21 protein-coding genes are annotated in these 24,140 nt (G+C 58.2%); 15 read left to right on the top strand and 6 right to left on the bottom strand.

Features of this window, described 5'->3' with window-relative positions:
• Positions 1-59 precede the first annotated feature (59 nt).
• The 11 genes from MKZ87_RS27040 to hemE all read left to right on the top strand — a co-directional run bounded on the left by MKZ87_RS27040 (position 60) and on the right by hemE (position 15,880).
• Positions 60-1,124 (top strand): pilus assembly protein PilM, encoded by a 1,065-nt coding sequence (locus MKZ87_RS27040; protein WP_007952389.1) that lies wholly within the window; start codon positions 60-62, stop codon positions 1,122-1,124.
• A complete protein-coding gene (locus MKZ87_RS27035; RefSeq protein ID WP_085698115.1) occupies positions 1,124-1,690 on the top strand; it encodes a PilN domain-containing protein in 567 nt (188 codons plus the stop codon). Before MKZ87_RS27040 ends, MKZ87_RS27035 begins: the two co-directional genes overlap by 1 nt.
• Entirely contained in the window at positions 1,687-2,310 is a 624-nt protein-coding gene (gene pilO, locus MKZ87_RS27030; RefSeq protein WP_085698116.1) for a type 4a pilus biogenesis protein PilO, read from the top strand. Before MKZ87_RS27035 ends, pilO begins: the two co-directional genes overlap by 4 nt.
• A complete protein-coding gene (locus MKZ87_RS27025) occupies positions 2,307-2,831 on the top strand; it encodes a pilus assembly protein PilP (RefSeq protein WP_085704938.1) in 525 nt (174 codons plus the stop codon). Before pilO ends, MKZ87_RS27025 begins: the two co-directional genes overlap by 4 nt.
• 14 nt (positions 2,832-2,845) lie before the next feature.
• Positions 2,846-4,924: a type IV pilus secretin PilQ gene (gene pilQ, locus MKZ87_RS27020; protein ID WP_234206304.1), complete on the top strand. Its 2,079-nt coding sequence runs from the start codon at positions 2,846-2,848 to the stop codon at positions 4,922-4,924.
• Between the two features lie 4 nt (positions 4,925-4,928).
• Positions 4,929-5,447, top strand: coding sequence for a shikimate kinase AroK (gene aroK, locus MKZ87_RS27015; RefSeq protein ID WP_011332081.1), 519 nt, complete (start codon positions 4,929-4,931; stop codon positions 5,445-5,447).
• 152 nt (positions 5,448-5,599) lie between these two features.
• Positions 5,600-6,700 (top strand): 3-dehydroquinate synthase, encoded by a 1,101-nt coding sequence (aroB, locus tag MKZ87_RS27010; protein WP_085704941.1) that lies wholly within the window; start codon positions 5,600-5,602, stop codon positions 6,698-6,700.
• A 10-nt stretch (positions 6,701-6,710) separates the two neighbouring features.
• A complete protein-coding gene (locus MKZ87_RS27005) occupies positions 6,711-8,312 on the top strand; it encodes an AAA family ATPase (RefSeq protein ID WP_085698120.1) in 1,602 nt (533 codons plus the stop codon).
• A gap of 349 nt (positions 8,313-8,661) precedes the next feature.
• Positions 8,662-13,107 carry a glutamate synthase large subunit gene (gene gltB, locus MKZ87_RS27000; protein ID WP_085704943.1) on the top strand — a complete coding sequence of 1,482 codons (4,446 nt, stop codon included), beginning with the start codon at positions 8,662-8,664 and terminating at the stop codon, positions 13,105-13,107.
• A 33-nt stretch (positions 13,108-13,140) separates the two neighbouring features.
• The gene (locus MKZ87_RS26995; protein ID WP_007909438.1) at positions 13,141-14,559 is read left to right on the top strand and encodes an FAD-dependent oxidoreductase; all 1,419 of its coding nucleotides are present in this window, start codon (positions 13,141-13,143) and stop codon (positions 14,557-14,559) included.
• A 253-nt stretch (positions 14,560-14,812) separates the two neighbouring features.
• Complete coding sequence (gene hemE / locus MKZ87_RS26990; protein WP_085704945.1) at positions 14,813-15,880, top strand: uroporphyrinogen decarboxylase; 1,068 nt, start codon at positions 14,813-14,815, stop codon at positions 15,878-15,880.
• 71 nt (positions 15,881-15,951) lie between these two features.
• On the opposite strand, the gene MKZ87_RS26985 is transcribed toward hemE, so the two are convergent.
• From MKZ87_RS26985 to MKZ87_RS26975, 3 genes are all read right to left on the bottom strand, one after another.
• Positions 15,952-16,596 carry a retron system putative HNH endonuclease gene (locus MKZ87_RS26985; protein WP_085704947.1) on the bottom strand — a complete coding sequence of 215 codons (645 nt, stop codon included), beginning with the start codon at positions 16,594-16,596 and terminating at the stop codon, positions 15,952-15,954.
• Positions 16,593-17,861: an AAA family ATPase gene (locus MKZ87_RS26980; protein WP_085701106.1), complete on the bottom strand. Its 1,269-nt coding sequence runs from the start codon at positions 17,859-17,861 to the stop codon at positions 16,593-16,595. Before MKZ87_RS26980 ends, MKZ87_RS26985 begins: the two co-directional genes overlap by 4 nt.
• Positions 17,862-17,938: 77 nt before the next feature.
• Positions 17,939-19,216, bottom strand: coding sequence for an MFS transporter (locus MKZ87_RS26975; protein WP_085704949.1), 1,278 nt, complete (start codon positions 19,214-19,216; stop codon positions 17,939-17,941).
• A gap of 114 nt (positions 19,217-19,330) precedes the next feature.
• Here MKZ87_RS26975 and MKZ87_RS26970 point away from each other — a divergent pair, with 114 nt between their 5' ends.
• Entirely contained in the window at positions 19,331-20,227 is an 897-nt protein-coding gene (locus MKZ87_RS26970) for a LysR family transcriptional regulator (protein ID WP_085701104.1), read from the top strand.
• On the opposite strand, the gene MKZ87_RS26965 is transcribed toward MKZ87_RS26970, so the two are convergent.
• Complete coding sequence (locus MKZ87_RS26965) at positions 20,228-20,665, bottom strand: excinuclease (protein WP_236193093.1); 438 nt, start codon at positions 20,663-20,665, stop codon at positions 20,228-20,230.
• 165 nt (positions 20,666-20,830) lie between these two features.
• Here MKZ87_RS26965 and MKZ87_RS26960 point away from each other — a divergent pair, with 165 nt between their 5' ends.
• Positions 20,831-21,262 carry a type II toxin-antitoxin system PemK/MazF family toxin gene (locus tag MKZ87_RS26960; RefSeq protein WP_323873478.1) on the top strand — a complete coding sequence of 144 codons (432 nt, stop codon included), beginning with the start codon at positions 20,831-20,833 and terminating at the stop codon, positions 21,260-21,262.
• Positions 21,263-21,464: 202 nt separating this feature from the next.
• Here the strand turns inward: MKZ87_RS26960 and MKZ87_RS26955 are convergent, their stop codons facing one another.
• Together MKZ87_RS26955 and MKZ87_RS26950 are read right to left on the bottom strand one after the other, a co-directional pair.
• Entirely contained in the window at positions 21,465-21,743 is a 279-nt protein-coding gene (locus tag MKZ87_RS26955; protein ID WP_085704954.1) for a hypothetical protein, read from the bottom strand.
• 73 nt (positions 21,744-21,816) lie between these two features.
• Entirely contained in the window at positions 21,817-22,155 is a 339-nt protein-coding gene (locus MKZ87_RS26950; RefSeq protein ID WP_266202169.1) for a DUF6124 family protein, read from the bottom strand.
• Between the two features lie 496 nt (positions 22,156-22,651).
• On the opposite strand from MKZ87_RS26950, the gene MKZ87_RS26945 reads away from it, so the two are divergent.
• Complete coding sequence (locus MKZ87_RS26945) at positions 22,652-23,251, top strand: helix-turn-helix domain-containing protein (protein WP_266202168.1); 600 nt, start codon at positions 22,652-22,654, stop codon at positions 23,249-23,251.
• Positions 23,241-24,113: a queuosine precursor transporter gene (locus MKZ87_RS26940; protein WP_266202167.1), complete on the top strand. Its 873-nt coding sequence runs from the start codon at positions 23,241-23,243 to the stop codon at positions 24,111-24,113. Before MKZ87_RS26945 ends, MKZ87_RS26940 begins: the two co-directional genes overlap by 11 nt.
• The last annotated feature ends 27 nt before the right edge of the window (positions 24,114-24,140 follow it).

Here is a 24,140-nt window from a genome sequence, read left to right as displayed (position 1 = left end):
AGGGAACGCAATGCGCATTACAGAGTCCGTAACTCACGGATAGTCATAGGGAATTGGTAGTGCTAGGACTCTTCAATAAAAAGGCCAATACGTTACTGGGGATCGACATCAGTTCCACATCGGTGAAGCTGCTGGAGCTGAGTCGTCAGGGGGAGCGCTACCGGGTCGAGGCGTATGCGGTGGAGCCGTTGCCGGCGAGTGCCGTGGTCGAAAAGAACATCGCCGAGCTCGAGGGCGTCGGCCAGGCCCTGTCCCGGGTCCTGGTCAAGGCACGCACCGGGCTGAAAACCGTGGCAGTGGCGGTGGCCGGTTCGGCGGTGATCACCAAGGTCATCGAGATGGACGCCGGGCTGTCCGACGACGAACTGGAAAACCAGCTCAAAATCGAGGCCGATCAATACATTCCCTATCCGCTGGACGAGGTTGCCATCGACTTCGAAGTCCAGGGCGTCTCGCCGCGCAACCCCGAGCGGGTCAACGTGCTGCTGGCCGCCTGTCGCAAGGAAAACGTCGAAGTCCGCGAAGCGGCGCTCGCACTGGCCGGGCTGACTGCGCGGGTGGTGGATGTCGAAGCCTATGCGCTGGAACGTTCGTTCGGCCTGCTGGCCACGCAACTGGCCGCGTCCCAGGACCGGCTGACGGTGGCCGTGGTCGACATCGGCGCCACCATGACCACCCTCAGCGTCCTGCACAATGGCCGGATCATCTACACCCGCGAACAATTGTTCGGTGGTCGACAACTGACCGAGGAAATCCAGCGCCGTTATGGTCTGACCCTTGAGCAGGCGGGGCTCGCCAAGAAGCAGGGTGGGCTGCCGGACGACTACGTCAGCGAGGTGCTGCAACCGTTTCGCGAGGCGCTGGTGCAGCAGGTGTCGCGCTCCCTGCAGTTCTTTTTCGCCTCCGGCCAGTACAACGCCGTCGACCACATACTGTTGGCCGGCGGCACGGCGTCGGTGCCCGGGCTCGACCGGCTGATCGAAGAGCGCCTGAACACCCCGACCCAGGTTGCCAACCCGTTTTCCGACATGGCCTTGAGCAGCAAAGTCAACGCCGGGGCGCTGGCAAGCGATGCGCCGGCCCTGATGATCGCCTGCGGGCTCGCGCTCAGGAGTTTCGACTGATGGCGCGGATCAACCTTTTACCCTGGCGCGAAGAGCGCCGCGAAGAACGGCGCAAACGCTTCCTGCTGGTCTTGATCGGTGTGGTGGTCGGTTCGGTGGGGGCAGTGCTCATTGCCGATCAGATCATCAGCGCCGCCATCGCCCGGCAGGTGGCGCGCAATGACTACATTGGCAAGCAGATCGAAGTAATCGACGAGCGGATCAAGCAAATCAGCGAGCTCAAGGCCCGTCGCCAGCAACTGGTGGAGCGCATGCGCATCATCCAGGACTTGCAGGGCAACCGGCAGATCAGCGGGCGGATCTTCGATCAGCTGGCGCGCACCTTGCCTGACGGGGTGTATTTCACCGATGTGAAAATGGTCGGCAAGACCCTGTCGATCAGCGGTGCAGCGGAGTCCAACAATCGCGTATCCGACCTGATGCGCAACCTCGACGCGTCCGATTGGTTCGACGCGCCCAACCTCAATGAAGTGAAAGCCACCACCGCCGGCCAAGTGGATCAGGCCAATGTCTTTCAACTGACCGTTCGCCAGACTCGACCCAGGCTCGAGGAGGGCGAGCAATGAAGCCGTCCGAGTGGCTGCAAAGCCTGCGCAATGTCGATTTCAACGACCTGGACACCAGCAACATCGGCTCCTGGCCGCCAGTGGTCAAAACTCTGGCCGGCGGGCTGTTGATGGTGCTGGTCCTGGCGCTTGGCTATAACTTTTACATCAGTGACCTGGAGAACCAGCTCGAGCTCAAGCGTGAGGAGGAGACGACTCTCAAGGAGCAGTTCGCGAGCAAGGCGCGCATGGCGGCTAATCTGGAGCTGTACACCCAACAGATGAAAGAGATGGAAAACTCGTTCGGCGTACTGTTGCGGCAACTGCCCAGTGACACCGAAGTGCCGGGGTTGCTGGAAGACATCACCCGCACCGGGCTGGGCAGCGGTCTTGAGTTCGAGGAGATCAAGCTGCTGCCGGAGGTCACCCAGCAGTTCTACATCGAGCTGCCCATCCAGATCACCGTGACCGGTGCCTATCACGACCTCGCGACTTTCGTCAGCGGCGTGGCCGGTTTGCCACGGATCGTCACCCTGCACGATTTCGAGCTGGCGCCGGCCAATCCCGAAGGCGGACCGAAGTTGCGCATGAGCATCCTCGCCAAGACCTACCGCTATAACGACAAGGGGCTGCAGAAATGAGCCCGATCCGTTTTATCGCCTTGTCGGCATTGGTATTGATGCTCGGTGGTTGTGGCGGCGATGACTTCAGCGACCTCGACGCTTATATGAATGAAGTGCGTCTGCGCCCGCCGGGCAAGATCGAGCCGACCCCGACCTTCCGCTCCTTCCCTACGTTCACCTATAGCGCTGCCAACCTGCGCAGTCCGTTTTCGCGCCAGTTGCGGGTCGACCTGGCCGGGCAGAAACATGGCTCGCGCGACGTAAAACCCGATCCCCACCGGGTCAAGCAATACCTCGAAGGCTTCAACATCGAGCAATTCGAAATGGTCGGCACGATTGCCAACGCCTCAGGTTCCTTCGCCCTGCTGCGTGGGGCGGGTGGCGTCCACAGGCTCAAGGTCGGCGATTATCTGGGCCGCAACGACGGGCGCATCGTCGCCATCAGTGCTTCACAAGTCGATGTGGTGGAAATCGTTCCGGATGGCCAGGGTGCCTGGCTTGAGCGGCCGCGCACCATTCCTTTGAAAGAGCATTCATAAGTGGAAGTCGAACAATGAACAGGATTTTCTCCACCCTCGGTTTTTCGCTATGGATAGCGCTGCTTTCGCCGATGGTACAGGCAGCCAATCTGAAGGCGCTGGACGTCGCGGCACTGCCGGGCGACCGGGTCGAGCTGAAGCTGTCGTTCGACGGCCCGCCCCCGCAACCTAAAGGCTACACCACCGATTCGCCGGCAAGGATCGCCCTCGATCTGCCGGGGGTGGCCAGTCAGCTGACGAGCAAGACTCGCGACCTGGGCAGCGGCAATGCCCGCACGGCCACGGTAGTGGAGGCCAATAACCGGACGCGGCTGATCATCAGCCTGACGCAACTGGCACCTTACGACACCCGGGTCGAAGGCAATACGGTGTTCGTGGTGGTCGGGCAAGGCAGCAAAGTCGCTGCCCCGCGTACGGCGGCGCGTTCACCGCGCGCAGCACCTGTGGCCGCGCCAGGCCGCACGTTTACGCCGACTGCCAGAGCCATTCGCGGCGTGGATTTCCAGCGTGGCACGGCGGGCGAGGGCAATGTGGTCATCGATTTGTCCGACCCTGCCATCGCTCCGGACATCCAGGAGCACGACGGCAAGATCATGCTCAATTTCGCCCGTACCCAATTGCCCGAACCGCTGCGGGTACGCCTCGACGTCAAGGATTTCGCCACCCCGGTGCAGTTCGTCAATGCCGGTGTCAGCGGTGATCGGGCGACGATCACCGTCGAACCCAGCGGTACGTTCGAGTATTCCACTTACCAGACCGACAACAAGCTGACCGTCAGCATCCGCCCATTGACCATCGATGACCTGCAAAAACGCAACGCCGACCGCAACAGCTACAGCGGCGAAAAGCTCTCGCTCAACTTTCAGGACATCGATGTGCGTTCGGTGCTGCAACTGATCGCCGATTTCACCAACCTCAATCTGGTGGCCAGCGATACGGTGCAGGGCGGCATTACCTTGCGCCTGCAGAACGTGCCGTGGGATCAGGCGCTGGATCTGGTGCTCAAGACCAAAGGCCTGGACAAGCGCAAGGTCGGCAACGTGTTGCTGGTGGCGCCCGCAGATGAGATTGCAGCGCGGGAACGGCAGGAACTGGAGTCGCAGAAACAGATCGCTGAGCTGGCGCCGTTGCGCCGCGAGCTGCTGCAAGTGAACTACGCCAAGGCTGCGGACATCGCCAAGTTGTTCCAGTCGGTCACCAGCGCCGAGGCCAAGGTAGACGAACGGGGTTCGATCACCGTCGATGAGCGGACCAACAACATCATTGCCTACCAGACCCAGGATCGCCTCGACGAGCTGCGGCGGATCGTGGCGCAACTGGATATTCCGGTGCGTCAGGTGATGATCGAGGCGCGGATCGTCGAGGCCAACGTCGACTACGACAAGAGCCTGGGCGTGCGCTGGGGCGGCTCGATCCAGAACAAGGGCAACTGGAACACTTCCGGGGTCAGCAACGGCTCTTCGACCACCATTGGCACGCCGGGCAGCACCAGCACCAACTCGCCGTTCGTCGACATGGGTACAGTCAACAACACGTCCGGGATCGGCATCGCATTCATCACCGACAACGTCTTGCTGGACCTTGAGCTGACCGCGATGGAGAAAACCGGCAACGGCGAAATCGTCTCGCAGCCCAAGGTGGTCACCTCCGACAAGGAAACCGCGAAAATCCTCAAGGGCACCGAGATTCCGTATCAGGAAGCCAGCTCCAGCGGCGCTACGTCGGTGTCCTTCAAGGAAGCGTCGCTGTCGCTGGAAGTGACGCCGCAGATCACTCCGGACAACCGCATCATCATGGAGGTGAAGGTCACCAAGGACGAACCGGATTACCTGAACAAAGTGCAGGATGTTCCGCCGATCAAGAAGAACGAGGTCAATGCCAAGGTGCTGGTGAACGACGGCGAGACCATCGTGATCGGGGGCGTTTTCTCAAATACTCAAAGCAAGGTCGTAGATAAGGTGCCATTTCTTGGCGATGTGCCGTATCTTGGCCGCCTTTTCCGGCGTGATGTGGTTTCGGAGAAAAAATCCGAGCTGCTGGTATTTCTCACTCCGCGTATCATGAATAACCAGGCGATTGCTGTGAGTCGTTGATTCTGTGCGAAATTTGATTCTTGTAGGACCGATGGGGGCTGGAAAAAGCACCATCGGCCGATTACTGGCCAAAGAGCTGCGCCTGCCGTTCAAGGATTCCGACAAGGAAATTGAACTGCGCACGGGCGCCAATATCCCGTGGATCTTCGACAAGGAAGGCGAGCCCGGCTTTCGTGATCGTGAGCAGGCGATGATCGCCGAGTTGTGCGCGTTCGACGGCGTGGTGCTGGCGACCGGCGGCGGCGCGGTGATGCGCGATGCCAACCGCAAGGCCCTGCACGAGGGCGGGCGGGTGGTCTACCTGCACGCATCTGTCGAACAGCAGGTCGGCCGCACCTCTCGCGATCGCAACCGGCCGTTGCTGCGCACCGCCAATCCGGAGAAAACCTTGCGCGATCTGCTGGCGATCCGGGATCCGCTCTATCGGGAAATCGCCGATCTGGTGGTGGAAACCGACGAGCGGCCACCGCGCATGGTCGTGCTCGATATTCTCGACCGCCTGGCGCAGCTTCCGCCCCGTTAAAGCATCGCTCGAAATGCGCTATCCTCGGCGTCCTGTCACAGCCCGCCGAGGTTGTGGCGGATGGCGTGCGAGCGGCGTCATACCCGCTACAGGCCGCAGACAACCAATAATTCAGGGCAGGACGCCTGCTTCCATCTTCACTGTGGGGACACATGCAGACACTCAAGGTCGACCTAGGCGAGCGCAGCTACCCGATTCATATTGGCGAAGGATTACTGGACCAGCCTGAATTGCTGGCCCCGCATATCCACGGGCGGCAAGTGGCAATCATCTCCAACGAGACCGTTGCGCCGCTCTATCTCGAGCGTCTGACCCGCAGCCTGGCGCAGTTCTCAGTGATTTCCGTGGTGCTGCCCGACGGCGAAGCCTTCAAGAACTGGGAAACCCTGCAACTGATCTTCGACGGCCTGCTGACCGCCCGTCATGACCGCCGCACCACGGTAATCGCCCTCGGCGGCGGCGTAATCGGCGACATGGCCGGTTTCGCGGCCGCCTGCTACCAGCGTGGCGTCGATTTCATCCAGATTCCTACCACGCTGCTGTCCCAGGTCGATTCGTCGGTGGGCGGCAAGACCGGGATCAACCATCCGCTGGGCAAGAACATGGTCGGCGCGTTCTATCAGCCGAACGTGGTGCTGATCGATACTGCGTCCCTGAAAACCCTGCCCGCGCGCGAGCTGTCGGCCGGCCTGGCGGAAGTCATCAAGTACGGTCTGATCTGCGACGAGCCATTCCTGACCTGGCTCGAAGACAACGTTGACGCCCTGCGCGCGCTGGATCAAACGGCCCTGACCTATGCTATCGAACGCTCCTGCGCCGCCAAGGCTGCGGTGGTCGGTGCGGACGAGAAGGAAACCGGCGTGCGGGCCACCCTCAATCTCGGCCACACCTTTGGCCACGCCATCGAAACCCACATGGGCTATGGTGTCTGGTTGCATGGCGAAGCGGTCGCCGCTGGCACCGTGATGGCACTGGACATGTCCGCGCGCCTCGGCTGGATCAGCGAGCAGGAGCGTGATCGCGGCATCCGCCTGTTCCAGCGTGCCGGTCTGCCGGTGATCCCGCCGGAAGAGATGACCGAAGCCGATTTTCTTGAACACATGGCAATTGACAAAAAAGTGATCGACGGTCGCTTGCGCCTGGTGCTGCTGCGCCGGATGGGCGAAGCGGTGGTGACCGACGATTATCCGAAAGAGGTTCTACAGGCCACGCTGGGAGCGGATTACCGCGCTCTGGCTCAGCTTAAAGGTTAATAAGATTCCGATGACTAGTTTGCATGCCGACGAGGCGTTCCTCGGCCATTTCCAGTTAAGTCACGACCCTTTCGCGCCGCGGGTTCCGGGCTTCAAATTCTTCCCGGCCCAGCGCAAGCCGGTGCTGGGGCAGCTGCATCATCTGGCGCGTTACAGCCAGTTGCTGCTGGTGGTTACCGGCCCGCAGGGCAGCGGCAAGACCCTGCTGCGTCAGGCGCTGGTCGCCAGCACCAACAAGCAATCGGTGCAGAGCGTTGTCGTTTCCGCCCGTGGCGCAGGCGATGCAGCCGGTGTGCTGCGTCAGATCGCCCAGGCGCTGGACGTGGCGCAGGCCGAGGTCGGGGCGATCCTCGATCAGGTCGTACAGTTGGCGCTGACAGGGCAGGAAGTCTATCTGCTGGTTGACGATGCCGAGCAGCTCGACGAGTCCGCGCTTGAGGCCCTGATGGCGCTGGGCGCCGGCGCTCCGGAAGGCCGCCCGCATGTGTTCCTGTTCGGTGAGTCGTCGCTGATCGCCCAGCTCGAGGCTTTGCACCTTGAGGAAGAGCGCTTCCACGTCATCGAATTGCAGCCGTACACCGAAGAAGAAACCCGCGAGTATCTCGACCAGCGGCTGGAAGGCGCGGGCCGGGGTGTCGAACTTTTCACCGCGGATCAGATCTCTGATATTCACGAAAGCTCCGAGGGTTGGCCGGGCAACATCAACCAGGTCGCTCGCGATGCTCTGATCGAAGTCATGATTGCCAGCCGCTCCGCGGTCAAGCGTCCAAGTATGGGGTTCAACATGCCGAAGAAACACGTATTGGCGATTTCCGCCGTCGTTGTGGTCGCGGTCGCTGCCGCCTGGCTGATGCCGGGTCGCAACAAGGCGCCGACCACCGGTGCGCCGGCCAACGAGCAGGCGCAACTGCCATTGGGCCAGGGCACGCCGCAGGCGGGTGGCGCGCCGTCCGTCGAATTCAACGGCAATACCCAGCCGATGCCGCTGCCGCTGGTCGGCAACTCGCAACCGGTGATGCGCGGTCCGTTGGCTGAAGCGGCTGGCGGCATTACCGAAGGCGACGACGGTGTGCCGGTCGAAGGTTCCAGCAACACGCCACCGACCGTGACCACCACTGCGCCACCGGCGGGCGTTCCGGCCGGTCCTGCGCCGACCCCGGTTCCGGTTCCGGCAGCCAAACCGACCCCGGCGCCAACCCAGGTCGCTACCGCCAAGCCTGCGCCAGCTCCTGCCGCTCCAGCGGCCAAACCGGCTCCTGCGCCTGCCAAGCCTGTTGCCGCCGCCAAACCTGCCGAGAAGCCGGTCACCGTCGCCAAGGCAGCCGGTGGCAGCTGGTACGCCGGTCAGCCGACCAGCAACTACGTGGTGCAGATCCTCGGCACCAGCTCCGAAGCGACCGCGCAAAACTTCGTCAAGGAGCAGGGCGGTGAGTACCGTTACTTCAAGAAAGTCCTCAACGGCAAGCCTCTGTACGTGATCACCTACGGCAACTTCGCCAATCGTGATGCAGCCGTTTCTGCCATCAAGGCCTTGCCAGCGAAGGTTCAGGCTGGTAAACCTTGGCCTCGCACTGTCGCCAGCGTCCAACAGGAACTGGCAACAACTCGCTGAAGATTCGGCGGCCTTACCCAGGCCGCCTCTCCAAGCACCTCAAAATTTCTACAAGTGCGCGCTTCCTTTCAGGTCGCGTGCCTTGTGGTGTCTGCGTCACAGTAGTCTTTGAGTCGTTGCGGTCAAAATTAAAAAAGTTTTGACTAGCACAGCAGATCGCTTTAAACCTTTCACAAATGCGACATGAATTTGCGACATTTCGTCGTCAAATTTGTGAGCCTCTGTGTCGCTGTGTACAATGACCACCCTTTTGCCCCCGCAAAGCCGGCGTACGTTCGGCGCGGCAAGCAAGTGGTTGAATTGAAAAGAAATTTGCCTCGACAAGAGGCAGCCTGGTGAGAAAGTGTCTATGAAAGCAGGTCTGTACCAACCAGATGAATTCAAGGATAACTGCGGTTTCGGCCTGATAGCCCATATGCAGGGCGAACCCAGTCATACCCTTTTGCAAACGGCCATCGAGGCCCTGACCTGCATGACCCACCGCGGTGGGATTAATGCCGACGGCAAGACCGGTGACGGTTGCGGTCTGCTGATTCAAAAGCCCGACGTATTCCTGCGTGCCATTGCCCAGGAAACCTTCAGCGTCGAGCTGCCCAAGCAATATGCCGTGGGCATGGTTTTCTTCAATCAGGATCCGGCCAAGGCCGAAGCCGCTCGCGAGAACATGAACCGCGAGATCCTGGCCGAAGGCCTGCAACTGATCGGCTGGCGCAAAGTGCCGATCGACACCAGCGTCCTCGGCCGCCTGGCCCTTGAGCGCCTGCCGCAGATCGAGCAGGTGTACATCGGTGGCGAAGGCCTGAGCGATCAGGACATGGCGGTCAAGCTGTTCAGTGCCCGTCGTCGTTCTTCCGTGGCCAACGCTGCCGATACCGACCACTACATCTGCAGCTTTTCCCACAAGACCATCATTTATAAAGGCCTGATGATGCCGGCCGACCTGGCCGCGTTCTATCCGGACCTGGGTGACCAGCGCCTGCAAACCGCAATCTGCGTGTTCCACCAGCGCTTCTCCACCAACACCCTGCCGAAATGGCCGCTGGCCCAGCCATTCCGCTTCCTCGCCCACAACGGCGAGATCAACACCATCACCGGCAACCGCAACTGGGCCCAGGCCCGCCGCACCAAGTTCACCAACGATCTGATGGATCTGGAAGAACTCGGCCCGCTGGTCAACCGTGTCGGTTCCGACTCCTCGAGCATGGACAACATGCTCGAACTGATGGTCACCGGCGGCATCGACCTGTTCCGTGGCGTGCGGATGATCATTCCGCCAGCGTGGCAGAACGTCGAAACCATGGACCCGGACCTGCGTGCGTTCTACGAGTACAACTCGATGCACATGGAGCCGTGGGACGGCCCGGCCGGCGTGGTAATGACCGACGGTCGCTACGCGGTGTGCCTGCTCGACCGTAACGGTCTGCGCCCGGCGCGCTGGGTCACCACCACCAACGGTTTCATCACTCTCGCGTCGGAAATCGGCGTGTGGGACTACAAGCCTGAAGACGTGATTGCCAAAGGCCGTGTCGGCCCGGGCCAGATCTTCGCCGTGGACATCGAAACCGGGCAGATCCTCGACACCGACGCGATCGACAACCGTCTGAAATCCCGTCATCCATACAAGCAATGGCTGCGCAAGAATGCCCTGCGCATTCAGGCGACCATGGAAGACAACGATCACGGTTCGGCTTTCTACGACGTCGATCAACTCAAGCAATACATGAAGATGTATCAGGTCACGTTCGAAGAACGCGATCAGGTACTGCGTCCGCTTGGCGAACAAGGCTATGAAGCCGTTGGTTCGATGGGCGACGACACGCCGATGGCCGTGCTGTCCCAGCGCGTGCGCACGCCGTACGACTATTTCCGCCAGCAGTTTGCGCAGGTGACCAACCCGCCGATCGACCCGCTGCGTGAAGCGATCGTGATGTCGCTGGAAATCTGCCTCGGTGCCGAGCGCAACATCTTCCAGGAATCGCCGGAACACGCCTCGCGCGTGATCCTCAGCTCGCCGGTCATTTCCCCGGCCAAGTGGCGCTCGCTGATGAACCTCGACCGCCCGGGTTTCGAGCGGCAGATCATCGATCTCAACTACGATGAAAGCGTCGGTCTCGAAGCGGCGATCCGCAACGTCGCCGATCAGGCTGAAGAAGCCGTGCGTGCCGGTCGTACCCAGATCGTCCTGAGCGACCGCCATATCGCGCCGGGTAAACTGCCGATCCACGCCTCGCTGGCCACCGGCGCGGTGCACCATCGCCTGACCGAAAAAGGCCTGCGCTGCGACTCCAATATCCTGGTTGAAACCGCCACTGCACGCGATCCGCACCACTTCGCCGTACTGATCGGTTTCGGCGCCTCGGCGGTCTATCCGTTCCTGGCGTACGAAGTGCTGGGCGACCTGATCCGGACCGGTGAAGTGCTGGGCGACCTCTACGAGGTGTTCAAGAACTACCGTAAGGGCATCACCAAGGGTCTGTTGAAGATCCTGTCGAAGATGGGCATCTCGACCATCGCGTCGTATCGCGGTGCTCAGCTGTTCGAAGCCATCGGCCTGTCCGAGGAAGTCTGCGAGCTGAGCTTCCGTGGCGTGCCGAGCCGTATCAAGGGTGCGCGTTTCGTCGACATCGAAGCCGAGCAGAAAGCTCTGGCCACCGAAGCCTGGAGTCCACGCAAGCCGATCCAGCAGGGCGGTCTGCTGAAGTTCGTCCACGGTGGCGAATACCACGCCTACAACCCGGACGTGGTCAACACCCTGCAAGCCGCCGTGCAACAGGGCGACTACGCCAAATTCAAGGAATACACCTCGCTGGTGGACAACCGCCCGGTGTCGATGATCCGCGACCTGTTCAAGGTCAAGACCCTCGACAAACCACTGGACATCAGCGAAGTCGAGCCGCTGGAATCGGTGCTCAAGCGCTTCGACTCCGCCGGCATCTCGCTGGGCGCCCTGTCGCCGGAAGCTCACGAAGCCCTGGCCGAAGCCATGAACCGCCTCGGTGCGCGTTCCAACTCCGGCGAAGGCGGCGAAGACCCGGCGCGCTACGGCACCATCAAGAGCTCGAAAATCAAACAGGTCGCGACCGGCCGTTTCGGGGTGACCCCGGAATACCTGGTCAACGCCGAAGTGCTGCAGATCAAGGTTGCCCAGGGCGCCAAGCCGGGTGAAGGCGGTCAACTGCCGGGCGGTAAAGTGAACGGGCTGATCGCCAAGCTGCGTTACGCAGTGCCGGGCGTGACCCTGATTTCGCCACCGCCGCACCACGACATCTATTCGATCGAAGACTTGTCGCAGCTGATCTTTGACCTGAAACAGGTCAACCCGAATGCACTGGTCTCGGTGAAACTGGTGGCTGAAGCGGGCGTCGGCACCATCGCCGCCGGTGTGGCCAAGGCCTATGCGGACTTGATCACCATCTCCGGCTACGACGGCGGCACCGGTGCCTCGCCGCTGACTTCGATCAAATACGCCGGTGCGCCGTGGGAACTCGGCCTTGCCGAAACCCACCAGACCCTGCGCGGGAACGACCTGCGCGGCAAGGTCCGGGTGCAGACCGACGGCGGCCTGAAAACCGGTCTCGACGTGATCAAGGCAGCGATTCTCGGCGCCGAGAGCTTTGGCTTCGGCACCGCGCCGATGATCGCTCTGGGCTGCAAATACCTGCGTATCTGCCACCTGAACAACTGCGCCACCGGTGTCGCCACCCAGAACGAGAAGTTGCGCAAGGATCACTACATCGGCACCGTCGACATGGTGGTGAACTTCTTCACCTACGTCGCCGAAGAAACCCGTGAGTGGCTGGCCAAGCTGGGCGTGCGTTCCCTCGAGGAGCTGATCGGCCGTACCGATCTGCTGGAAGTCCTCGAAGGCCAGACCGCCAAGCAGCATCACCTGGATCTGACCCCGCTGCTGGGCAGCGATCACATCCCGGCGGACAAGCCTCAGTTCTGCGGCGTCGAGCGCAACCCGCCATTCGACCAGGGCCTGCTGGCCGAGAAAATGGTCGAGATGGCGACATCGGCGATCAACGACCTCAGCGGCGCCGAGTTCGATCTGGACATCTGCAACTGCGACCGTTCGATCGGCGCACGGATCTCCGGCGAAATCGCGCGCAAGCACGGCAATCAGGGCATGGCGAAAGCGCCGATCACCTTCCGCTTCAAGGGCACTGCGGGTCAGAGCTTCGGCGTGTGGAACGCCGGCGGTCTGAACATGTACCTGGAAGGCGACGCCAACGACTACGTCGGCAAAGGCATGACCGGTGGCAAGCTGACCATCGTGCCGCCGAAAGGCAGCGTCTATAAGACTCAGGAAAGCGCCATCATCGGCAACACCTGCCTGTACGGCGCCACCGGCGGCAAGCTATTCGCCGCCGGCACCGCAGGCGAGCGTTTCGCCGTGCGCAACTCCGGTGCCCACACGGTTGTGGAAGGCACCGGCGATCACTGCTGCGAGTACATGACCGGTGGTTTTGTCTGCGTTCTGGGCAAGACCGGTTACAACTTCGGCTCTGGCATGACCGGTGGTTTCGCCTACGTGCTCGACCAGGACAACACCTTCGTTGACCGGGTCAACCACGAACTGGTGGAAATCCAGCGGATCAGCGGCGAGGCGATGGAAGCCTATCGCAGCCACCTGCAGAACGTGCTGAACGAGTACGTCGCGGAAACCGACAGCGAGTGGGGTCGTGAACTCGCCGAGAACCTCGATGACTACTTGCGTCGTTTCTGGCTGGTCAAGCCGAAGGCTGCCAACCTGAAGTCGTTGCTTTCCAGCACCCGTGCCAACCCGCAGTGATATGCGCCTGAAGAGTTTGATGAGGTTTTAACAATGGCTGAACGTCTGAATAACGACTTCCAGTTCATCGATGTCGGGCGCAAGGATCCGAAGAAGAAACTGTTGCGTCAACGCAAGAAAGAATTCGTGGAAATCTACGAACCGTTCAAACCCCAGCAGTCGGCCGATCAGGCCCACCGCTGCCTGGGTTGCGGCAACCCGTATTGCGAATGGAAGTGCCCGGTGCACAACTTCATTCCGAACTGGTTGAAACTGGTAGCCGAGGGCAACATCCTCCAGGCCGCCGAGCTGTCGCACCAGACCAACACCCTGCCGGAAGTCTGCGGCCGGGTGTGCCCGCAGGATCGTCTGTGCGAGGGTGCGTGCACCCTTAACGACGGCTTCGGTGCGGTGACCATCGGTTCGGTCGAGAAGTACATCACCGACACCGCGTTCGCCATGGGCTGGCGCCCGGACATGTCCAAGGTCAAACCGACCGGCAAGCGTGTCGCGATCATCGGCGCGGGCCCGGCGGGCCTCGGTTGTGCCGACGTGCTGGTGCGCGGCGGCGTGACTCCGGTGGTGTTCGACAAGAACCCGGAAATCGGCGGTCTGCTGACCTTCGGCATCCCCGAGTTCAAGCTCGAGAAGACCGTGCTGAGCAATCGCCGCGAAGTCTTCACCGGCATGGGCATCGAATTCCGCCTCAACACCGAGGTCGGCAAGGACGTGACCATGGAGCAGCTGCTCGCCGAATACGATGCCGTGTTCATGGGCATGGGTACCTACACCTACATGAAGGGCGGTTTTGCCGGTGAAGATCTGCCAGGCGTGTATGACGCGCTGGACTTCCTGATCGCCAACGTCAACCGCAACCTGGGCTTTGAAAAGTCGCCGGAAGATTTCGTCGACATGAAAGGCAAGAAGGTCGTGGTGCTGGGCGGCGGCGACACGGCGATGGACTGCAACCGCACGTCGATCCGCCAGGGCGCCAAGTCGGTGACCTGCGCCTATCGTCGTGACGAAGCGAACATGCCCGGCTCGCGAAAAGAGGTGAAGAACGCCAAGGAAGAAGGCGTGAAATTCCTCTACAACCGCCAGCCGATCGCCATCGTTGGCGAGGACAAGGTCGAAGGCGTGAAAGTGGTCGAGACCCGTCTCGGCGAACCGGACGCCCGTGGCCGTCGCAGCCCCGAGCCGATTCCGGGCTCCGAAGAGATCATTCCGGCCGACGCCGTGGTCATCGCTTTCGGTTTCCGCCCGAGCCCGGCGCCATGGTTCGAGCAGTTCGAGATCCAGACCGACAGCCAGGGTCGCGTCGTTGCGCCCGAGCAAGGTCAGTACAAGCACCAGACCAGCAACCCGAAAATCTTCGCCGGTGGCGACATGGTGCGCGGGTCCGACCTGGTGGTGACGGCTATCTTCGAAGGCCGCAATGCGGCGGAAGGGATCCTGGATTACCTGGGCGTCTAAACCCGGATCCTGAAACAAAAGCAATAACTCTGTGGGAGCGAGCTTGCTCGCGAAAGCGGCCTGTCAGTCAACTTCAATGTTGGATGTACAGGCCTATTCGCGAGCAAGCTCGCTCCCACAGTTGTTTCTCGCTGTTGCTGATGCCCCGTATTTGTTGCGACAAATTGACCCGATAGACAAAAGGCTGACCTGCATCCGTGCCTTTTGCGTCGCGCTCTGAGAAAATGCCCGCACTTTTTTTCCGGATGCCGACATGACTGCCCTGAAGAACGACCGTTTCCTCCGCGCCCTGCTCAAGCAACCCGTAGACATCACCCCTGTGTGGATGATGCGCCAGGCCGGCCGCTACCTGCCGGAATACCGCGCCAGCCGCGCCCAGGCCGGTGATTTCATGAGCCTGTGCATGAATCCGGAATTCGCCTGCGAAGTCACGCTGCAACCCCTCGACCGCTATCCGCAACTGGACGCGGCGATCCTGTTCTCCGACATCCTCACCATTCCCGATGCCATGGGCCAGGGCCTGTACTTCGAGACCGGTGAAGGTCCGCGCTTCAAGAAAGTCGTCAGCACCCTGGCCGACATCGAAGCCCTGCCGATCCCGGATCCACACAAAGACCTCGGCTACGTGATGGACGCGGTCAGCACCATCCGCCGCGAACTGAACGGTCGCGTGCCGCTGATCGGTTTCTCCGGCAGCCCGTGGACCCTCGCCACCTACATGGTCGAAGGCGGCTCGTCGAAAGACTTCCGCAAGACCAAGGCGATGCTCTACGACAACCCGCAAGCCATGCACCTGCTGCTGGACAAGCTGGCGCAGTCGGTGACTGGGTACCTCAACGGCCAGATCCAGGCCGGTGCGCAAGCGGTGCAGATTTTCGACACCTGGGGCGGCAACCTGTCGGCGGCGGCGTATCAGGAATTCTCCCTGGCCTACATGAAGAAAATCGTCAGCGGCCTGATCCGCGAGCACGACGGTCGCAAAGTGCCGGTGATCCTCTTCACCAAGAACGGCGGCCTGTGGCTGGAAAGCATCGCCGACGCTGGCGCCGATGCGCTGGGTCTGGACTGGACCTGCGACATCGGCAACGCCCGCGCCCTTGTTGGTGACAAGGTTGCGCTGCAAGGCAACATGGACCCGACCGTGCTCTATGCCAAACCTGAAGCGATCCGCACTGAAGTCGGGCGCATCCTCGCCAGCTACGGCAAGGGCAGCGGCCACGTGTTCAACCTCGGCCACGGCATCACGCCGGAAGTTGATCCTGAGCATGCGGGTGCGTTCTTGCGTGCCGTACATGAGTTGTCGGCGCAGTATCACCAGTGATCGGCGCTCAGCTCTAATGGTAGAAAACAAAAACGCCCGGCTTATGCCGGGCGTTTTTGTTTGCGATGGGTTTAGCGTCCAAGGAGCTGTTCGGCGTAGCGGGCGATGATGTGGTCGAAGGTTTTTTGATCGGGAATCGCGGTATTTCGGATCGCCGTCACCAACCGCTCAAGTTCTTCCTCGCTGACTTGCATGACAAACTCATCATCGAAGAGGCGGCGGATTGTGTCCTGCCGTCGATTTTTGAGGTAGGCGATGTCTAGCGCCAATACCTCGATCATCTTTGTGGCGGGAAGGTCGTCAGAATCTTTTGGCTGGATTTCGCCGGTTCGCAGATATCGGAAGCGCTGTTCACAGTTCTCGTCGGTGGGAGAAATATGTTGGTTTTCGTCGAACCAGTTGCCCTTCTTATGGCCGCAGTGCAACGGATTGCCGGGCTTGGTTTCTCGCAGGCAGGAGGCATGAAGGTTGTGAAACTCCAACGCCAACTCTTCGAAATGCTCTTGAGGTCTGAAGTGCTCGATATGGCTGGTCGAGGCATCTATTTCCTGGCCGCAATAACAGCAGAAGAAGCCTTGCTCCTTAAGCAGGGCATTATGCAAATCCCGTTTTTGCGGGTTTTGTAGCGTTGGGTAAGTTGGGCTCCACTCGTCGTTCGCCGAGTTTTTCCAATCTGTAAATGAAGCGGGTTCAGTTCCTTTGAGCACTCGCTTCATTTGCCGAGAATCTCCTTGCGCCTGATCAGTGCTTCGGCGCCGGCGAATTCCGGTAGGTCGGGAGCTTTCTTTTTCAGCGCCTCAAGTTGTGATTTTGCCTTTTCGAGGTCGTTGTCTTCCAACGTGGAAAAAAGCTCGGACAGCAGATCTTCGATTTCTGGTTCGCGCTGCGTAACGCCCATTACCTCTTCAAGCACGCTGCTGGAATCCAGACCGTAGGTGACCCGCGGATGAGTCGGATCCCCGTTGTGCAACAGGATTACTTCTTCAGGTTTCAGGCTGCCGATGATTTGTGGGGAGTGGCTTGCGGCGATGAATTGGACTTTGGGAAAAGCCTGTCTCAATGCAGGCACGATGCTGCGTTGCCAGGCCGGGTGAAGGTGGATATCCAGTTCGTCGATGATGACCACGCCTGAGGTGTTTTTCAGGACATCTTTGCCCATGTGGGGGTTGAGGATGCACATGCGGCGGGCGATATCGGCGAACAATGCAATCATCCCGCGTTGACCATCACTTAGATTGCTGAACTTCGAAGTGGCGTTGCCGCCCATTTCAACAATCAAGCTCGCAAGTTCGACGTCGTAATAAAGTCCACTTGAGCCCGGTAACATCACTTGCAAGGCAGAATTTACCAGTGAAAGCTCATCGTAAAACTCAGTTACTGGCTTTGCAGACCGGAAAGCTTTTTGCAGTTGCTCCAATGTCTTTTTAACGAACCAACTTTCAAAGTCTTGCAGATTGGTGGCTGTGTTCGACCAATTCTTATAACCATCAAGTCGCGACAGTTTCAGTGATGCAGCCTGTTCGGTAGACGTGTTGGCGATAGTCCAGCGGCGGTCTGCTCGATAAAAGGCGATCAGCGGAAGGTCAATCTTGCCTGCGAGCGCAGAGGATGAGTTGAGAGCGTTGATGTCCACCACAGGTATAGGAGGAATCGAACCGTGTGAAGGTTGATGTTTTGCCCGAGCCCAGGATGAAGATTGAAACGCTTTGCCGTGGCCCTCTAAAACCAGCGGAAAAACCCTTTCGAATCGGTTTCCATTTTCGTGATGGTTGATGACCGTGCGCACATCTTCATCGTCGGAAAGCGTCATAGGATGGCCGACTGAACCGAAGATATCGTTAAAGCTTTGTGCTACAGCATTCAGCAGCGACGTCTTCCCGCTCCCATTAACCCCCACCACCAGATTGAATCCCGGCTGAAAGTCGAACGTGGCATCTTCGTAGCAACGAAAATTCTTAATGTGGAGACGGTCCAGGCGCATTCTGGCTTCCTTTACCAAAGCAGACGAATGCCGTCAGTGTACCTTGGCCCGCCGTTACTGCTAGGGCGCAGTTGTGGCTAAACCTTTTCGCCACCACCCAAAGGCGGCAACTTCGCCAGCTTCAACGCCACCAACAGCGCCACCAGCAATAGCGCGCCGTTGAACAAACCAATACCGTTCCAGCCGCCAAGGTGCCAGAACACCCCGCCTGCCGTCCCGGCGATACTCGACCCGGCGTAATAGCTGAACAGGTACAGCGACGACGCCTGGCCCTTGGCCTTGAGCGCCCGGCGGCCGATCCAGCTGCTGGCCACCGAGTGGGCGCCGAAGAAGCCGAAGGTGAAAACCAGCATGCCGACGATCACCAGTGGCAGCGGCGTGAACATCGTCAGGGCGAGGCCGGCGAACATCAGGGCAATGATGGCCCACAGCACTTTGCGGCGGCCCAGTTTGTCGGCCAGCGAACCGATTTTCGCCGAGCTGTAGATGCCCGACAGGTACACCACCGACAACAGCCCCACGAACACTTGATCCAGGTGATACGGCTCGGCCAGCAGGCGATAACCGATGTAGTTGAACAGGGTGACGAACGCGCCCATCAGCACGAACGCTTCGAGGAACAGCAGCGGCAGGCCGGCATCGCGAAAGTGCATGGTGAAGCCGTCGAGCAGGCTGCGTGGGTGCAGCGAGCGGGAACGGAAGTTGCGCGACTCCGGCAGGATTTTCCAGAATACCGCCGCCGCGATCAGCGCCAGACCACCGATCACCATCATCGCCGTGTGCCAGCTGACGAAGTCGATCAGCACGCCGGTGATCAGACGCCCGCTCATCCCGCCGATCGCGTTGCCGCCGATGTACAAACCCATTGCCAGACCGATGTGCTGCGGGTGAATTTCCTCGCTCAGGTACGTCATTGCCACCGCCGCCAGACCACTCAACGACAACCCGATCAGCGCACGCATGATCAGCACGCCGTGCCAGCTCGGCATCATCGAACTGGCGACGGTGCACAACGCAGCGGCAAACAGTGCGGCAACCATCACCGGTTTGCGCCCGATCCGATCGGAAATCGGGCCAGTGATCAGCAGACCGAACGCCAGCATGCCGGTGGCCACCGACAGGATCAGGCTGCTCTGCGCCGCGTTGATCGAATATTCGTGGGACAGCAACGGCATCATCGGCTGCACGCAGTACAGCAGGGCGAACGTCGCGAAGCCGCCGCTGAACAGCGCAAGTACCGTGCGCATGAACGCGGGCGTGCCTTTCTCGATGTAGATCTCTTGCAGTTCGGTCAGCACATCGTCCGCCGCAGCGGGCGGAACTTCATGGGCCAGTGGAGCGACGGCGGTTTTCACATCGGACCTCGGAGGGTGCGGGCAGGCAGTGAAAAAATCATATAGCTGGCTAATGTTTCTATCCAATATATTGTTCGACCTGTTTGATAGTTTTAACGACCTAATGGAGTGTTCATGGAATTGCGTCATCTGCGCTACTTCATCGCCGTGGCCGAAGAACTGCACTTTGGCCGCGCCGCACAGGTGCTGGGTATCTCCCAGCCACCGCTGAGCCAGCAGATTCAGGCACTGGAACAGGAAGTCGGCGCGCGGCTTTTCGAGCGTACCAATCGTCGGGTCGAGCTCAGCGAGGCCGGGCGACTGTTTCTGGAGGAAGCGCGGCTGGTGCTCGCGCAAGTCGATAAAGCAGCCGACGTGGCCCGCCGCGCGCAACTTGGCGAGCTGGGTGAACTGAAGATCGGCTTCACCTCGTCGGCGCCATTCAACTCGACCATTCCCCAGGCGATCTTCTCGTTTCGCCAACGCTTCCCGGCCGTGCATCTGAACCTGCGGGAGATGAGCAGCACTCAGGTGGCAGATGCGCTGGTGGACGAGTCGATCGAGGTCGGCATCATGCGGCCGCTGGGTTTGCCGGATTCGCTCAGCGTGGTCGAACTGATGCGCGAGCCGCTGGTGGCCGTGCTCAGCTCCAAACATCCGCTGGCGCAGGGCTCTGAAGAGGGGCTGTTCCTCTCGGCACTGGCCCTCGAACCGTTTGTGTTTTTTCCGCGCAGCTACGGCAGTGGTTTGTACTCGCAACTCATCAACCTGGCCCGAGATGCCGGATTCAGTCCGCATTTTGCACAGGAGGCGGGCGAAGCCATGACCATCATCGGTCTGGTAGCGGCGGGTTTGGGCGTGTCGGTGCTGCCGGCGTCCTATCAGCGGATGCGCATCGATGGCGTGGTTTATCGACCCTTGCTCGATCCTGAAGCGATTTCGGCCGTGTGGCTGGTGCAGCGCAAGGACCAGAAATCACCGATGGCCAAGGCATTCGTCGAGTTGCTCACGCGCAAGGTTGAAGCCGGTTGATCAGGGCAGCCGCACCAGATCCCCCTTCAATGCCACGCGCGTCACAAACACCCCGGCGCGACATTCGTAAGTATTCAGATCCTTGCGTACGTGCTGGTCGTAGTAGCTGACGATATTGGTCACCGCATTCGCCCCGACACGCTTGGCTTCGGCCTGCAACGCAATCAGATTCGACTGCAGCACCCACTCGCACGAGTCGTGATCGCTCTTGTTGAAGCCGTTGGTCTTCAAGTCACTGACCACTCCGCGCTGCAACAACCGCTGAGTGCCCTGAGGCCCGTTGCCGACCAGATAAAACTTCACACTGCCATCCAGCCGCCCGGCACGCATCGCATCCGACACGACTGTTTCGAACGGCATGTACATCAGATTGGTGGCGTGGCTGGCGCTGGGAAGCAGGCTGAAGAGGGCGGCGGCGATCAGGGCTTTCGCTTGCATGGTTGTCTCCTTGACGGTGAAAGAGAACCGCGAGTACTTGACCGGCAGGGCTCGCCGTTCCGGCAGGCGTTGTGTATCGGCCTGTTTGAGCGAGTGTAGTTGTGGTGAACTGGTTTGGTTGGCTCGACTCCGTACATTTCGAGAAACGGAACTGTCTTAGGGAATATGGCCGTTGTTGCGCAAAATCAGTTCTTTTTCAAACGAGTGTCACGGATGCCACTTCGATATCAGCCTAAGGAGGGCAGCGTTTTGATTTGCGATTTCAGGGGTTATGAAATCCCCGAGATGGTCAAAGTCAGACCCGTTGTTGTGATACGTAAACATCGAACCAACAGCCTGTTGGTAACAGTAGTGCCGTTGAGTACCACCGCCCCTGATTGTTTGCTTGGGCACCATCTTGAACTTGCAAGTCACCTTCAGGGGGCCAGTCCGACTTGTTGGGCAAAGTGCGACATGATTGCCACGGTCAGCCTTTCGCGGCTTGATCGGATCAAAAGCCGGGATCGGCAAGGCAAGCGCATTTACCTGATCTCACATCTTGCAACAGACGAGTTTCACGCCATTAAAACTGCGGTCAGACGGGCGTTGGGACTGTGATGGCAACGGAAGTGGCGCATCGAAGCCAAATGCCAGCCGTTGCTCGACATGAGGTTTCAGGCAATACTGCCGGCGTTCCCGAAAGGGGCTTGTGAGACTCTGAGGATCCTGGGCAACCAGCCATCGCAGAGCCAGACAGGTGACAGGCGATGACAAGCCAACCTGTTTGTGAAAGGGCGCCGAAAGGCGCCCTTTGTCATTTTCAAAGGTTTGATTGCATTACCTCCTGAGTCGAAGTCTCATCCTGCAATCTGCGCCCGATCACATCCAACAAGTCACAACCATCGCGCAACGATGTGACCAATACCTTCGCCAACTCACTGTAAATGCCCTCGCTGAACGCCAGATTTTCAAGAAACTGTGTCGCAGTGCGTATGCGATAGGCGGCTATTTCGTGAAGTACGTCCAGTGGTGCTTGAGTGTCGATCAGGAGTGAAGGTATTTCGCAGTCAATTCCGGTGATAGGCCTGTATCGATCCATGACAGAAGAACTCCATTAGGTAATAGGTGCGGATACTCGGTAGTCAGTGTTCAGTGAGTTTGCAGGCTCTTTTTCAAGGAGGATCCAGGTTGTCCAGCGCCCGATTCACCAGCAACTCGCTCAGGACGGTGAGCTGCTGAATAGCCAACGTTACGTTCCGCTGCGGCCCTTCCACCTCGCCCGCGAGATTCGTAGCCATGATATTGAGCGAAGCGAGGTTTTCGGACGCATGGCAAAGCAATGACTCAGTGTCGACCTCCGGAAGGATTGTGAAAATGTGGCTGACTGGCTCTCGATTCCGAGAGTGATCGCGGATGGGGGTAAAAGTAGTTGTGGGTGGTTTTAACGAGTCAAGAGTCTCCCGAGATGTCGAATCTTGAGCGTGCGGACTGTCAGTGTTTTTTATTTTCACCGTGGTGCTCCCTGCAAGTTGAGGAGTTATAAATAATTAATCCCACTTTGGGGGCGTGGATTATGAGTAACCCGAATTTCTACAATGGTAAAGACAATAGTAAAAAAATTTAATATGTTAACCAGGTGAGTGAACGCTTGGTTAATTAAATGATTAATTGTTGCTATAAGTGGGAGTTGGAGGAGTTGTCTAAGTGTATAAAGTTGGCGCGGTTGAATTTTATGTTGGGGTAAGTTGTAGACTCAAACTGTAAGAAAAATCAGCCATGAGGGTGGGAGCTTTCTGGCTTTAGTCTGGTGTCCTGGCGCGAAATATAAATTAACATTTTCCCAGCCTGTTTAATTTTTTGTTTTTTGCGTAAAACATCGGCGTATACGATCCTGAGCTTTGCTGAGCTTTGCTGAGCTTTGCTGAGCTTTGCTGAGCTTTGCTGAGCTTTGCTGAGCTTTGCTGAGCGTGGTGGCGGGTTTTGTAAGTTACCTGTGGGGGATGTTTAGTGCACAGAAAAGAAAAAGTGGAAAACTTAAAGAGCAATCTTAGATATCTAATAAAAAGCCGTGGGGAAACCCAGCAGTCTTTATGCAGCGCCAGCGGTTTGACCAGAACCACGATATATAACATTCTCGAAGGGAGGGTGGTTAATGTACAACAATCTACAATACGGAAGATTTCTAATTTTTTTGGTGTTTCGTATTTGGAAATTGAAACTGTGTCTTTTGAAGAGAGGGAGATGATTGAAAATAGTGTATCTCCGCAAGGGAATATGAATCCGGCTGCGGTTCCAATCATTAAAGAAAGTGTTTTGATGCAGAGTCTTGATAAAAGGATAGGTGAACTCTCTGCGACTTGTCCGTTGACTTACTATTTTGGCGTTGCTTGTAACTTAATTGGTGTTCAGTTGGAGAGGGAAATTGAGGGTTTAAATAAGGTTGGGGATATATTGATAGTCAAAAGAGGTGCCTCGACTAGTGGAATGGAGAGACTGGTGTATGACGAAGCAACAAAAAAACTATGCATAGTTAATAAGTCTTTTTTGTTGATGGATGGAATTTACGTCGTGGGAGACATAGTGGAGGAGAGGTATAATGCTAAGTAGCGGATGTATCGAAAATACTAAGTATAAATTATTGGGTTTTGAAAATGCGAAAAGCCTTGCCATTGTTATGGTGATTTCAACGGGGAAAGTTTTCAAAATTAAGCTAAGCGATTTGTTGGCTAGTGAGATAGTTGAAGACTTAAGCAAGGCAGAGACGAAGGAGATTTACAAGAAATTCTATTCTCAAGGCGTTGCATTGAGCGTTTACGAGGTCAGTGATCGACACGAACGCTCTTGGATGTTTTATGTTTCCCTAAATTTAATGTTGTTCGCGCTATATGTGTTTACCAACGTGTCTGCGACAAAATTAATATATTTGGAATGGTTTGATGTGGTTGTAACTCCAGGCGTCTTTCTCTATCCTTTGACGTTTCTGATAGTTGATTTGTTGAATGAATTCTACGGTTTGAGGTTGGCGAGGAAGGCGATACTGTTTGTCCTTTCAAGCAATGCGCTCATAGTCGTTTTGCTGAGTGTCTCTACTCGTCTTCCGGGAGTTTCTGGTTGGGGGTTAGACGAGCATTACAATGGTGTTATAGGTCATGTCGCATCTGCACTGGTAGCGTCGTCTGTTGCATTTCTTTTTTCTGAGTATGTAAATTCCTATTTGTTGTGCAAAATTAAGGAGCTGACAAGTTCAAGATATTTGTTTCTGCGTGTATTGTTGAGTACTGTTTTTGCCGTGGTGATCGATAGTATTCTGTTTTGTTATATTGCATTTTACGGTGTGATGAAAAATAGCGAGATTTTTTCTATTGTTTGTGTGCAGATATCTATAAAGATGTTTTTCGCATTCTTCAATATTTTACCTGCGTATGGTGCAAGGTCTTTTTTTCGGAAGTTTGTTATTGAAGGTCGTTGACATAAGGATAGGGGCGGCACGGTCTAA

The organism is Pseudomonas sp. MCal1 (assembly GCF_026341415.1).
Classification (GTDB): Bacteria; Pseudomonadota; Gammaproteobacteria; order Pseudomonadales; family Pseudomonadaceae; genus Aquipseudomonas.
This window is presented reverse-complemented; position numbering and strand designations above follow the sequence as displayed.